The following is a 13,577-nucleotide window of genomic DNA, read 5'->3' on the forward strand; positions in this document are numbered from 1 at the left end:
AATTGTGCCATTGAGTTATCAGCAGATTATTTCCTACTACAAAGATTGTTATAAAGAAGATAGCGCCTCTATCAATCTTTGGAATGTGAACAAGTTTAAACAAGAAGATCGTTTCATTCTTGAAGGGCAAGATGAATTAGGCACGGGTTTTTTACCTCGCTTACCCATTCCGCAAGAATTTGCCGAGCCCATGCTTAAACGAGTCGCAATGTATCAAAGGGAAAGAATACTGCTGTATGCACGATTCTTATTTGTCGGTAAAGTGACGATTAAAGGTGAGCTCAAAACAGTTGTATCACCACTGCTGTTTAACGAAGCCACCATTGAGCAAGAAAATAATAACTTCTATTTTTCGGCCCAAACTGAAGACACTGAAATCAATGAAGCCCTGCTGCAACAATTGCTGCCAGAAGACAATGCGCTTTCAGAAGATCTCATCAATGAAGACATACATTCACCGTCTTTTTGGACTTCATACTTTAGCCGTAATCACATTGATATCCATTCACTTGAATTACTGAATTATCCAAAACTTGCCAAACACCAAGACATTAAAAAAGCGTTAACCCAAAAAGTACCCCACCTACTGCCTATTTCGATGCTACTTTTTGTGGAACGGTCATCGAGCACTCGCGGCGTACTTCACGAATTAGAAAGTATCATTAGCACTAATGAACAATCAGCACCCATTTGTAAGCTGTTTAACCATACGTTTGCAAATCAGGCTGTAAAGCTCAGAGAACCCACGCTAAAATATGATTTTTTACCCGGATTATTATCTACGCCACAAAAGAAAGTGATTCATATCGCTGCCAATGCCGATTTAGGCTGCGTATCGGGGCCGCCAGGAACGGGTAAAAGCTACACCATAGCGGCAGTTGCTGCCGAACATATGGCACGCGGAGAGTCGGTGCTTATTGTGGCCAATAATGATGTCGCCCTTGATGTGATTGCTGATAAGTTGGCTCGTAATTTTAACTTGGGCGAAGTGTCTATTCGTGCAGGACAAAAAGCATTTTTAAAACAATTAAAAGACTATACCGCAGACTTACTCGCGGGATATTTTAACGATGACTTAAGTCAAAGCCCACAAGCATGTGAAGACGAACTGAATAAGTTGCAACGGTTACTGGTAAAACTGGAAAAACGTTTCATGGCGTTCAGTCGCAAGTCTATTCGCCGAGGTTTGCGCCTCCATCAACTACAAGCTCGACAATCCACATGGTTAAAACGGGTTTATTTGTTTTTTACTCAAAGCTCAATAAACCAGTGGCATCATCAATGGGATGCGTTAAACACCATCAGTCAACACACCGTTACCCGTGAAACACTGGCAGCTGAATATCTTAATGCACTAAAAAAGAATAACGTAAATACATTAGTTAATCAGCACCGTAAATCGCTACAGGCCTTTAATCAAGCGATTCGCAGTAGAACGTCCAGCAAACAACTCGCGTTGTTTGAAAAAATAGAATACGCCACCTTATTTGCCGCATTTCCCATCTGGCTCGCCAGCTTAAACAGCCTACACAGAGTATTGCCGCTGAATCGCGAAATGTTTGATTTAGTGATTATTGACGAGGCAACACAATGCAACATTAGCAGTTGTTTACCTGCGCTGTATCGCGCAAAACGTGTATTGATTGTCGGTGACACCAAACAATTAACGCACTATTCCTTTTTAGCCAGAAGCAAACAAACTCAATTGCTTGCCAAAAATAATGTGCCTGATGACAGCTCAGGTGCCATCAGTTATCGAGATAACTCCATTTTAGATTTAGCACTAAAAACATTAGCTAGCGCACAAGAGTTGGCGTTTTTAGATGAACACTTTAGAAGTAAGCCTGAGCTTATTCATTTCAGTAACCAGTCTTTTTATCAATCTAAATTAAAAATCATGCAACATCGGCCGTGCACTCGTTCAGGAAATTTACACCTTCACCGTGTGGCGGGTACGCGTGACGCAGCAGGCGTTAACTCATTAGAAGCACAAAGTTTATTAGCAGAAATCCAACATCAAATAATACAAGATGCCCAAACAGGCATAACTCACAGTATTGGGGTTATCTCGCCTTTTAGCGCACAGGCTGAATATATCGCCACATTGATTGAGCAACAGATCCCTCAAACAGATGTGATTAAACACAACATACGCGCAGCCACGCCGTTTGGGTTTCAAGGCGAAGAGCGGGATATCATGCTGATTTCATTTGCGATTGATAACGACAGTAAACGTGCGGCCGCGTATTTAAATAAAGCGGATGTGTTTAACGTCACCATTACCAGGGCACGTCAAAAGCAGTTGATCTATTTGTCTATTGACGACACGTTACTGCCTGAACACTACCTATTGCGCCAATATGTTGTTTCTATCACGGCCTTTAATGCCAAACACAGCGTGACTTCAAAAATAGACTCATTTCAACAAGAACTGATTGAGGCATTAACACAGTATAATATTGATACTTGGCCTGGATATGCCATTGCTGGCACAGAGATAGACCTCTTGTGTCGTTTCGCAGAAAAATACCTTGCGATTGATCTTATTGGTTTTCCTGGGCCTTGGGCTCACTTTTTTGAGTTAACAACATACAAGCTGTTTAAACGGGCCGGTGTTGACGTGTTACCAATAAGCTATGGATTGTGGGTTATTAATAAACAAGCATGTATAGATAAAATCACCCAAACACTAGAATGTAGAGTCAATAACCTAAGCGAAGCATAAAAGCGGATGTTACGAGGAAGATAAGTATTTGAATCCTCGAATTTGAATGTTCGAGTTTGAATGCTCGTGTTTGAATACTATGAACGCATTAAAGCACCATAAATTGGCACTTCAATGCTGGATGAGATTATTTTTTACGTAACAAATAATCCCACATGGTTTTAATGCGATGCCAAATGCCAGGATGATCGACCGTATGAGATATTTCCTCAACGGGTTTTAATGGCGGTTTGATCATCGGTGATATTTGCTCTAAAAATGCAGTTAATGATTCGGCTAATTTAGTGCGCTGCTTTTCACCTGGGATTTCAATCCACACGCTGCCATCGTCATTGTTAACGGTGAGCATTTCGTCGCCATCACCTAGCACACCGATAAACCAGGTTGCCGGTTGTTTCAGCTTTTGCTTCATAATTAAATGACCAATTACATTTTGTTGCAAAATTTCAAAGTCATCTTGATTCCACACTTGCAATAATTCACCATCACCAAAAGACGCAGTAAACTGCAATGGCGCAGAAAAATACTCGCCATAAAATGCATGAATATCTTGGTGTAATTGAATATTTAATGCATGCTCTACGTTACTAAAATCAGCGGCAACATCACGTTTTACCGGTTGCCAAAACACAGTATCATCAGTGTCCGCATTCAATGTCCCTTGAATACATATTGAATCTTCGCCCAAAGGATAATAGCGCGGAAATTCAGATAGCGTATCTTGATAAGATTTAAGATAATTTTTTATAAAGCAATCTAATGCAGATGAACAAGACACTTAAGCCACTCGTAGTTTATAATAAAACGATATTTTGACACGGAAACCGATTAGATGACACACAATCACGACCCTTATAGTGATGCAGAGGCTCTTAAAGGCCTAACACTAGGCCATGCGACTGTTTATCAGGCTGAGTATGACGCGTCACTGCTGCAAGGGGTTCCACGCAAACTTAATCGAGATGCAATTGCATTAAGTGGTGATCTCCCATTCCATGGCACTGACATTTGGACAGGCTATGAATTGTCTTGGCTGAATGCCAAGGGCAAACCTGTTGTGGCTTTGTTAGAAGTTCAACTTGATATCAACAGCAAAAATTTAATTGAGTCTAAATCGTTCAAGCTGTACCTAAACAGTTTTAACCAAACTAAATTTGATAGTGTTGAAAACGTACAAGACACATTAAGTCGCGACTTAGCTGCTTGCGCTGAAGGTGAAGTGACAGCAAAGGTTATCGAACCTAAGCACTTTAATCTTGAACGTATTGTCGATTTACCCGGCACGTGCATTGACGATTTAGACATAGAAGTGACTGAGTACGAGTTTAACCCCGATCATTTAGTGGACAGCACCGACCCTGACAAAAATGTCGCAGAAACGTTAAATTCAAACTTATTAAAGTCTAATTGCTTAATCACCTCACAGCCAGATTGGGGCAGTGTGATGATCCGCTATCAAGGCCCTAAAATTGATCGTGAAAAACTGCTGCGCTATTTGATTTCTTTCCGTCAGCATAATGAATTTCACGAGCAGTGCGTTGAGCGTATTTTTGTCGACTTAAAAAAATACTGCCAATGCACTAAGTTAACAGTGTATGCGCGTTATACTCGTCGCGGCGGTTTAGACATTAACCCGTACCGCAGTGACTTTGAAAACCCGCCAGAATCTAACCGTCTCGCGAGACAGTAAAGACTAAAGCGCTAGCGTAAAACGTTAAAAGCCAATCATCATCGATTGGCTTTTTTTGTTGCCAGGTTAAGCTGTATAAGCTTGTTTCATTAATGTTTCAATGGTTTGTCTGAGCCAAAGACATGACTTATCTTGTGCATGTTTGCTGGGCCAAATGCTGAATAATTCAATCGGGCGAGTCTCAAAAGGCAGCTTAAGTAATTTAAGTTTAAACAACTGGGCATAACTTTGAGTAAAGGCATAGGGCGCAATGCCAATGGCATTAGACTTACTGATCAATGAAAGCATACTCAATAACGACGTGTGCTCGCTGTGTAAGGTGCGTGGTGGTAACGGTTCATGGGCAATAATATCGGCTACGCGCATATTGTCCCGATGAAAGCGATACATAACATGCTCAGCAGCAAAGTATTGCTCTGGGCTCACTTGCTGTTTAATGTGAGGATGTTGCTCGCGTACGACACAAACAATCTGCTCCTGAGCCACCTTTTGAAAACTAAAGGTTTTAAGTTTTGGCGGCACAATATCTATCACCAAATCCACTTTTTGCATCTGTAAATCTTGATATTGCTCTGCTTCTAGCACAGGCGAATTTCGCAATACCACCCGCACCGATAAACTAGCCAGGGCTTTATCAAGCAGCGGCTGTAATAAATCTATGACCGACTCATTAGCATAAATCGTAAATACTCGAGTTGAGGTGTGGGGATCAAACTCGCTGATCCCCCTTAAGGTTTGCTCAATGGCATCAAGCATTGGCTGCACCGAATTAAAGATGTGCAACCCAGAAGCCGTTGGTTCAATGCCGCGTCCCACTCGAATAAACAACTCACAATCTAATGCCGTCTTGAGCCGATTGATCGCATTGCTCACCGACGATTGAGTGATCGCTAATTGCTCCGCAGCTCTTGTGATTGACGACAGCTGACATACAACACAAAACACCCGCAATAGATTTAAATCCAGGGTCGCTAATTTTTGGCTTTGTTTATCATCCATTGCTTATACCATTCCGCGTTAGTAAGTGATCTCTCAGCGAGAATTTAAAAAGGCTTAAACAAGGCGAATGACTGAATGAATAGTTGTTCTCTTTCGAAGTCATGCAACGCAGTGTAAGCCCTTTTAAAACTCGCCTGAAAGGAATGCCCCAGCGCCTTTTGCTCTGCGTTCTCGCTATTTGAAAGGGAACAACCATTACTATATAGCGACGCCTTAATCAAAAACCGCTGGATGCATTCTGAGTGGTCACTTATTAATGCGCAATGGTATTAATACCTAAGATCCGCTCCAATACATTCATAATATGAATGCATTTTAACTGTTTTACCATAGTTATATTCCGACATTTATTCACTAGGATAGGTTAATACTGCTCAATCGCTAAACAACACTGGTTTTAATTTCTTGAGGCTCTTTATGCAAAAATATTCTCTTCCGTTATCAACTATTACACGTTCAACAATAGCATTTTCATTTATCACCGCACTTTCATTGCCAGCTTTTGCGGCGCAGCACCAACATGACCACCTAACAGTAGATTACCAAGGTAAAGCCGCTTCAGCAGCAACGATTGCCCATAACAAAGCAGTTGCCCACAGCCTTAACTTTCAGGACAAGGTAGCCTTTGAGCGCTTTAGTAAAAACCAAATTGCCGAATTTGACCAAGCTACCGCTGATATTTTACGTGCTGAATTTAGCTTTATTAAAGATCAATTTCCGGACTCGGTTAACCCGTCACTTTATCGCCAGGCACAGCTTAATATGGTGCCGAACGGTTTGTATAAAGTGACAGAGGGGATCTATCAGGTACGCGGAACTGACTTATCGAATATGACCTTAATCCGCGGTAAAACAGGTTGGATTATTTATGATGTGTTGTTAACAAAGCAAGCTGCAGAGCAATCAATAAAATTTGCCTTTGCGAATCTGCCAGAAGGTACAGATTTACCGATAGTAGCGATGATTTACTCCCACAGCCATGCGGACCATTTTGGCGGCGCTCGCGGCATAAAAGCCTTATACCCTAATGTAAAAGTGTATGGTTCAAACAATATCACCGCCGAAATCGTTGATGAAAACGTGCTCGCAGGTAATGCCATGAGCCGCCGTGCCAGCTATCAATATGGGGTGATGCTCGGTAAAAATGACCATGGTATTGTTGATGCGGCGCTGGCAAAGGGGTTATCAAAAGGTGAAATTACTTACGTAAAACCAGATTATCAACTCAATCAACAAGGCAAATGGGAAACCTTAACCATTGATGGTCTGGAAATGGTCTTTATGGATGCCTCTGGCACTGAAGCGGCCAGCGAAATGATCACTTATATTCCGTCATTAAACGCACTGTGGAGCGGTGAGCTTACCTACGATGGAATGCACAACATCTATACCTTACGCGGAGCCAAAGTACGTGATGCGTTAAAGTGGTCAAAAGACATTAACCAAATGATCAATGCATTTGGTCAAGATGTACAAGTGCTGTTTGCAGCTCACTCTGCGCCCGTATGGGGAAACGAGCAAATTAACCAGTACCTTAAAATGCAACGCGACAACTATGGCCTAGTGCATAATCAATCGCTGCGCCTAGCCAATCAGGGTGTGGTAATACAAGATATTGGTGATGCCATCATGGACACCATTCCACAAACGGTTAAAGACACCTGGTACACCAAAGGGTATCACGGTACCTACAGCCACAATGCCAAAGCGGTTTACAATATGTATCTGGGCTACTTTGACATGAACCCAGCCAACTTAAACCCGCTGCCAACGCAGCAAGAAGCTATTAAGTTTGTTCAATATATGGGCGGCGCTGCAACTATTATTGAAAAAGCCAAGGTCGATTATGCTCAAGGCGATTATCGCTTTGTTGCCACGGTACTCAATAAACTGGTGATGGCCGAACCCACAAACCAAGTCGCACGTGATTTACTCGCCGACACTTATGAGCAGCTCGGTTATCAAGCAGAAGGGGCGGGCTGGAGAAACATCTATTTAACTGGCGCACAAGAGTTACGGATTGGCATTCTACCTGGCGCGCCAAAGTCAGCCTCTGCCGATGTGATAAGTGAAATGGATATTGCCACGCTATTTGATTTTTTAGCCGTGAAAGTCGACAGTATTGTAGCGGATAAACTCGGTAATATCAGTTTAAATGTGGTCACTAAAGCGACAAGCACAACACCTGAAACTACCGTATTTGTTGAACTGAGTCATGGCAATCTCAATAACATTGTGGTCGAAAAAGCTAAAACGGCAGATGCCACATTAACCGTCGACAAAGACGATATTGTCAATGTGTTATTAGGTAAAACGTCGCTTAAACAACTGCTTGAACAAGATAAAGCCAATATGACAGGTGACCAACAAGCGTTTGGAAAAATAGCCTCCACTTTAGTGCAATTTGATGAAAGCTTTGCCATCGTCCCTTTAAAGTAAACGTTAGCAGTAGAACAGTTGCGAATAACGAGTAACATATTTCGTCACTTAATTCAGCCGAAGCAATGCTTCGGCTGAATTGCCTCCCGCTTATCTTTAATTTTTATACTTGATCCTTTATAGATGATTTTTATAGCGGATAAGCAATTACTAACTAAAGATTCGCGTCTGCCAACAATTGTGCCAGCGAAAATTGATAAACAGATAATTCGCAATCGCCATAGATTTCTTTACTCGAGCTAGGCCCAATATCATGTTTATTTACGCCTAAAGTGATGGCAAAACGATATTGTTGATCAAGCCGGCCCAGTTGCGTTTGCCATGTCATCGTATTGGCAATGTCTTCAATATCGGTAAAGTTAAGCTTAACCCCTTGATGTAAAAAAATAGATTGCTCATCCTTACCCTGCAATTGCACATGCCCTTCATTCAACTCACTAAAATCAACGGCAAAGGATTTAAGTGACAAGGCTAAACCTAGCCCACGCGCTTTAATGTAAGACTCTTTTACCGCCCATAAATCAAAGAAACGTTGCCGCTGCTGCTCAATGGGTAACTGTAACAATGTGTTGGTTTCTGTTTGAGTAAAATAGTGATTTAAAATTGGTACAATATCGGTACTGCTTCGCTCACGCTCAATATCGACGCCAAAACACAGGGAGGGAAGAAGCTCAGATTGAGTGCTTTGGGTTAACTCAACACTACGCTCAGACGTAAGGTTAACGTTATGCTGACTGCTCTCAACATCAATCACACCAATCATTAACCACTGACCACTGTGACTTAAATTAAAATGTAATCCCGTTTGCGTACATAAATCATGGCTTAATGCAGGCTTGCCTTTGGCGCCATAAATAAACTGCCACTGAGCAGGCTCAATATCGCTGTGGCGCGATAATATTGCTCTTAGTGCCAGTCTAACTTGCAGGGCATTATTACGCGCCGACGGGCTTTTATAACGGGCAACTTTTGCCACTTCATCATCGCTTAGCCAACCCAGAGCTAATCCAGCATCAAAGTCTGCAGAGGCAAGTTCAGAATCAAGTGGCACAAAGTAAATATGCGGCTTTATGGATGGAAAGAATTGATTGATATCGGCAATAATGGGCATTAAAACAACAAGACTCGAATAGACAATAATAAGGTTAAATTACCGTAATATGGGCAACGCAGCGAGTAATTTGTCGATTAAGCACTTATTTTCATCATAGCTGTTGCCGATTACAGCCATTTAATCAACAATCAGCGCTACCGCCTTACAGGAAACAAACGATTCATGGGTAAATTCAGCGCCGTTATTGTCATCATGTTGTTTGCATTTAATTCGCACTCGGCCTTTGCCCAGTGGCACCAAAAGAGCTTCCATGTCATGGGAACCCTCGCCCATGTTGAATTTTGGTTAGATGATGGCGCAGTACAAACAACAGCAGATGAACTCATAGTGGCGGTTGAACAAGAAATGCAACGCATTGATCAAACCATGAGCCCTTATATCGCCACCAGTGCACTGAGCGTGATTAACCGTGATGCGGCCAGCCGCCCTGTTATTGTTAGCCAGGAATTGTTTGATTTACTCACCGATGCGCACGACATTGCAGTATTAACCCATGGGATGTTTGACATCACTTATGCCTCTATCGGTTATCAATACGATTACCGCAAGCATCAAAAACCCAATCAAACAGCAATCAAACAGGCGCTAACTGCCATTAATTATCAAACGGTTATCTTAGATAAACCGAGCTTATCCGTTAAATTTACCGATGCTGATGTTAAAATTGATTTAGGCGGGATCGCCAAAGGCCATGCGGTTAAAAACTGTATCGCCATTCTTAAAAATGCCGGCATTGAGCATGCACTCATTAGCGCTGGCGGCGACACCACGTTACTTGGCGATCGTATCGGTCGCCCGTGGTTTGTAGGCATTAAACACCCTCGCGCCGAAGAAAAAACTGCGGTGCAGTTACCTCTTAGTAACGAATCGATATCCACATCTGGCGATTATGAGCGTTACTTCATCGAAGACGGCGTGCGTTATCATCACATCATTAATCCCAAAACCGGCGATTCCGCCCGCAATGTGGTGAGTGTATCGATTATTGGTAAAAACCCAACTTACGTAGACGCCCTCTCCACCGCCATTTTTGTGATGGGATTACAACAAGGCATGTCGTTAATCAATGAGTTACCTGATTACGAAGCCATCATTATCGATAACCAACAAACCCTGCATGTATCAACAGGGTTACAACAAGATTGATGATTAACAATCTTCTCGTCATGGTGGCAAGCTTGCCTTTTATTAACATCAGGGCAGTACAATCGCTTCTAGCAGTATATGAGTCGCATCAAAAGCAACGATAAGAGTGAGAATGCTGTACAGAAAACCAAGGCCAAAAAGCCTTCTGTGAGCAGAGTATTATCTTGACTCACCGGGAGCGTCCATATATGGCCATGTTTAATTGGCTTAAACTAAACTTTAGCCTGCTCATAAATTAAACCATTTTTTAAGTTTTCGCAGGGAACACTTAAATAATTTGATAGTAATTCTGCATCCCGTTTAATTTCATGCCAATCTCCGTGGTTCATTATCAAAATTCGACAGCCATCAAAGGTGGAAATACTCAACTCAAAACTTGTATACGACTTATTTGATGAATATATTTCTTTACTGATAAGATAAAGCTTTTCAATTTCTGATAGTTTAATTACCGATTTAGTACAAATTATTTTTCCCGGGTAATAAGCATCTGAACTCTTATCAAAATTATGCTTTTTTCTTATTTTAAAAAATATTAAACGGACAATGCCACTAAAAGATAAGCAGAGTATAGTGGCTATTAAAATGAAAGTATTACCATCAGAGCTATCATCTCCCCAAACACCGCTTGTCATAAAAATAAGACCCCCTAATGCAAGCGATTGAAGAAAAACTTCAAATAAATAACTTTGAAAGGATGGGGACACGATTGCAATATTATTTTCTATCTTAAGCTTTGCATCTTTATAGGATGCCCCGCCTAAAGAAACTGGGGTTACCTGATCTCCAACTTTAAACATAATTTTGCGAAGTTCCTTTATCAATTGAAGTTAAGAATAGTCTATGAGCATCACCTGAAAAATGCCACCTGAAAATTGCCACCTATTATTTGAGCAAATGACTTAACTCGTTTTCATTGCTTTGGCGAAGGTTATACTTGATGTACTCAACTCATCAATTTTTATCGATATGGCTAAAATGTTATCGTTAAATTAGTGGTTTATTCATCATTTGCAGAATTCAACACAGCAGAAAAACTTGATAATAATCAAGTATAAGGAAATGGTAATTCGATTGGGGATGATGACTTAAGCGCACAGCCAGCGCTGACAATTTGCAGCGCCTTGTCGTCGTTTTCGCTCTAAATGCTCACAATATTCGGTTAACGCAGGTAATGTGCCAACAGCGCCTTTAAATAATTCACCAAACTCTGTGGTGATTTTAAGCTTCCTGACAAAGCCACCCATTATTTGAACCAGCTTCCTGACAAAGCCACCCATTATTTGAACAATTAACTTAACTCGTATTCATGGCTTTTGCGAGGGTTATAATGGTTGCACTAAACTCATCAATTTTTATCGATATAACTAAAATATTATCGTTAAATTAATGGTTTATTCATCATTTGCAGAACTCAACACAGCAGAAAATTTTGATAATAATCAAGTATAAGGAAATGGTAATTCGATTGGGGATTATGACTTAAGCGCACAGCCAGCGCTGACAATTTGCAGCGCCTTGTCGTCGTTTTCGCTCTAAATGCTCACAATATTCGGTTAAGGCAGGTAATGCGCCGACAGCGCCTTTAAATAATGCACCAAATTCTGTAGTGATTTTAAGCCAATTCTCTGCGGGGATGTTTAGCCTATTCAGTATGTCCTGGCTGCTTGAGCTAATTGCGCCACGCTTACCTTCTCGAATAATCCGACCGGTATCTTCAACCAATATAATGTAGTCTTTCACACTGAACATGAGCCCGTTAGGCATATTGAGCCTTTCATTTCCCACAAACGGTAATAACTCTGGTGGTTGTTCTCCTTTCATTGCTGAATTGATACGGCGCTGAATACTGGTGTAATCTGAGGTTTCAGGTGTTGCTGCCATTTTGGCTCTGACTGGGTTTAAATCCACATAAGCCATACAGGCTAAAACTGCGGCTTCATCAAGCAGTGCTTGGGATTTAAAGCGCCCTTCCCAGAATCTACCTGTACATTTATCTTCTTTGTTGGCCATTCGAGCGATTGGCTCACTTAAAGAACGCATAAACCAACTGATATCAATTAAGCGCTTACGGTATTCGGTAATGCTTTCATTAACCGTTTGAAGTTCAAATGAGTTAAGATCTTCTTCTTTTAAGTATTTGTGCGTGAGCAACGTGCCCTTAAAGCCTTTGTGCCATTGAATGAGCACTTCTTTATCTGACCACTGCTTTGCTTTGTCAGCATCAACTTTCAACACTACATGCAAATGATTACTCATCACTGCATAGGCACAGATATCAATAGCAAAGATGGTCGCTAACTCAAGAATGCGTGAATCAACCCACTCACGCCGATGCTCAAAGTTCTCACCTGTTGAATTATCAATTCCACAAAGAAATGCCTTACGCACCACACGCGAACAACAGTGATAATAAGGAGTATCTTCTAGGCTAACGATAGTTTGTCTTGGTCTAGCCATCTTAGATTACCAGTCAGAGTTAAAGGTAACTAAGCCTAGTAGGTTGTTTGATATTTATCCACTTAGCGTGGGTGACCATGTTCTAGTTTGGGTGGCCGTGTTCTATTGGTAACCAAAATCCTTTAGGTAAAAAAATTCGATTAGAAAAGTTTTCATGTGAAATCATCGGGCTATTGAGTGCCAAAGGACAGTCTACCATGGGGTCTGATCAAGACGACTTAGTGATCATCCCCCTACGAACTTTTCAGCGACGTTTATCCGGTAACCAAGATATTAAACTGATTCAAATTTCTGTAAACGATGGCGAATCAACCCAAAAAGTAAAACAAGCTATCGGTGAATTATTGCGTGAACGGCGCCATATCGCAACTAATGAAGAAGATGACTTTACCGTCATGGATATGAAAGAAATATCTAACATGTTAAGTGGTATCACAAAAGTATTAACTACGTTATTAGGTGCTGTAGCAGCAGTGAGTTTATTGGTAGGCGGCATTGGTATTATGAATATCATGTTGGTATCAGTCACCGAACGCACGCGGGAAATTGGGATTCGTCTTGCTATTGGCGCCATGGAGCGGGAAGTGCTGTTACAGTTTTTGGTCGAAGCTGTAATGTTGTCATCATTAGGCGGCATTATTGGGATTATACTGGCATTAATTGGATCGGTTACGCTGGCAAACTTAATGGGCGTTCCTTTTGTATTTAATCTAAGCATTGTCGCCATATCTTTTTTATTTTCAGCCGCTGTAGGCGTTATTTTTGGCTACTTCCCTGCTCGTAAGGCCGCACAACTCGATCCTATAGAAGCCTTACGCCATGAATAGACTTTCTAAAATATAATGCCTATACAAACGACTGCGTTGGTACAGTTGGGGTGGGTGATGAGATGGACGCTCCCTAATACGGCGTCAATGCGCCAAACTGATGTTGAACCATACAGTTACTTAAGGAGCGTCCACCATGAAAGTTACCACTATTGCGATTGATTTGGCAAAAAATGT

The 13,577-nt window shown here is 41.4% G+C and carries 10 protein-coding genes and 1 pseudogene; 5 read left to right on the forward strand and 6 right to left on the reverse strand.

Annotation, left to right across the window (positions count from 1 at the left end; genetic code table 11):
- Window positions 1-4: 4 nt before the first annotated feature.
- Window positions 5-2,725 (forward strand): DEAD/DEAH box helicase, encoded by a 2,721-nt coding sequence (locus tag AC19MX_RS01850; protein ID WP_498296413.1) that lies wholly within the window; start codon window positions 5-7, stop codon window positions 2,723-2,725.
- 127 nt (window positions 2,726-2,852) lie between these two features.
- On the opposite strand, the gene syd is transcribed toward AC19MX_RS01850, so the two are convergent.
- The gene (syd, locus tag AC19MX_RS01855) at window positions 2,853-3,503 is read right to left on the reverse strand and encodes a SecY-interacting protein (RefSeq protein ID WP_432401522.1); all 651 of its coding nucleotides are present in this window, start codon (window positions 3,501-3,503) and stop codon (window positions 2,853-2,855) included.
- Window positions 3,504-3,557: 54 nt separating this feature from the next.
- Between syd and queF the strand changes: the two genes are divergently transcribed.
- On the forward strand, window positions 3,558-4,415 hold the full coding sequence (queF, locus tag AC19MX_RS01860) for an NADPH-dependent 7-cyano-7-deazaguanine reductase QueF (RefSeq protein WP_432401524.1): 858 nt from the start codon (window positions 3,558-3,560) through the stop codon (window positions 4,413-4,415).
- Between the two features lie 66 nt (window positions 4,416-4,481).
- On the opposite strand, the gene AC19MX_RS01865 is transcribed toward queF, so the two are convergent.
- Entirely contained in the window at window positions 4,482-5,414 is a 933-nt protein-coding gene (locus tag AC19MX_RS01865; protein ID WP_432401526.1) for a LysR family transcriptional regulator, read from the reverse strand.
- A 417-nt stretch (window positions 5,415-5,831) separates the two neighbouring features.
- On the opposite strand from AC19MX_RS01865, the gene AC19MX_RS01870 reads away from it, so the two are divergent.
- Window positions 5,832-7,853: an alkyl/aryl-sulfatase gene (locus tag AC19MX_RS01870; protein WP_432401528.1), complete on the forward strand. Its 2,022-nt coding sequence runs from the start codon at window positions 5,832-5,834 to the stop codon at window positions 7,851-7,853.
- A gap of 154 nt (window positions 7,854-8,007) precedes the next feature.
- Here the strand turns inward: AC19MX_RS01870 and AC19MX_RS01875 are convergent, their stop codons facing one another.
- Window positions 8,008-8,964 (reverse strand): 4'-phosphopantetheinyl transferase family protein, encoded by a 957-nt coding sequence (locus AC19MX_RS01875; RefSeq protein ID WP_432401530.1) that lies wholly within the window; start codon window positions 8,962-8,964, stop codon window positions 8,008-8,010.
- A gap of 165 nt (window positions 8,965-9,129) precedes the next feature.
- On the opposite strand from AC19MX_RS01875, the gene AC19MX_RS01880 reads away from it, so the two are divergent.
- The gene (locus AC19MX_RS01880) at window positions 9,130-10,113 is read left to right on the forward strand and encodes an FAD:protein FMN transferase (protein ID WP_432401532.1); all 984 of its coding nucleotides are present in this window, start codon (window positions 9,130-9,132) and stop codon (window positions 10,111-10,113) included.
- A gap of 212 nt (window positions 10,114-10,325) precedes the next feature.
- Here AC19MX_RS01880 and AC19MX_RS01885 read toward each other — a convergent pair whose 3' ends face one another.
- The 3 genes and pseudogenes from AC19MX_RS01885 to AC19MX_RS01895 form a co-directional block, all read right to left on the reverse strand.
- Entirely contained in the window at window positions 10,326-10,913 is a 588-nt protein-coding gene (locus AC19MX_RS01885; RefSeq protein ID WP_432401534.1) for a hypothetical protein, read from the reverse strand.
- Between the two features lie 288 nt (window positions 10,914-11,201).
- Window positions 11,202-11,339 (reverse strand): annotated as a pseudogene (locus AC19MX_RS01890) (transposase); the annotation flags it as partial.
- A gap of 256 nt (window positions 11,340-11,595) precedes the next feature.
- Complete coding sequence (locus AC19MX_RS01895) at window positions 11,596-12,573, reverse strand: transposase (protein WP_432401536.1); 978 nt, start codon at window positions 12,571-12,573, stop codon at window positions 11,596-11,598.
- Between the two features lie 104 nt (window positions 12,574-12,677).
- On the opposite strand from AC19MX_RS01895, the gene AC19MX_RS01900 reads away from it, so the two are divergent.
- Entirely contained in the window at window positions 12,678-13,400 is a 723-nt protein-coding gene (locus tag AC19MX_RS01900; protein WP_432401564.1) for an ABC transporter permease, read from the forward strand.
- The last annotated feature ends 177 nt before the right edge of the window (window positions 13,401-13,577 follow it).

This window comes from Shewanella sp. MF05956 (assembly GCF_059758055.1).

Excerpts from the sequence above, each read along its gene's own strand:
- queF (WP_432401524.1), top strand. The coding sequence starts at position 3,558 with ATGACACACAATCACGACCCTTATAGTGATGCAGAGGCTCTTAAAGGC.
- AC19MX_RS01865 (WP_432401526.1), bottom strand. The coding sequence starts at position 5,414 with ATGGATGATAAACAAAGCCAAAAATTAGCGACCCTGGATTTAAATCTA.
- AC19MX_RS01870 (WP_432401528.1), top strand. The coding sequence starts at position 5,832 with ATGCAAAAATATTCTCTTCCGTTATCAACTATTACACGTTCAACAATA.
- AC19MX_RS01875 (WP_432401530.1), bottom strand. The coding sequence starts at position 8,964 with ATGCCCATTATTGCCGATATCAATCAATTCTTTCCATCCATAAAGCCG.
- AC19MX_RS01880 (WP_432401532.1), top strand. The coding sequence starts at position 9,130 with ATGGGTAAATTCAGCGCCGTTATTGTCATCATGTTGTTTGCATTTAAT.
- AC19MX_RS01885 (WP_432401534.1), bottom strand. The coding sequence starts at position 10,913 with ATGTTTAAAGTTGGAGATCAGGTAACCCCAGTTTCTTTAGGCGGGGCA.
- AC19MX_RS01895 (WP_432401536.1), bottom strand. The coding sequence starts at position 12,573 with ATGGCTAGACCAAGACAAACTATCGTTAGCCTAGAAGATACTCCTTAT.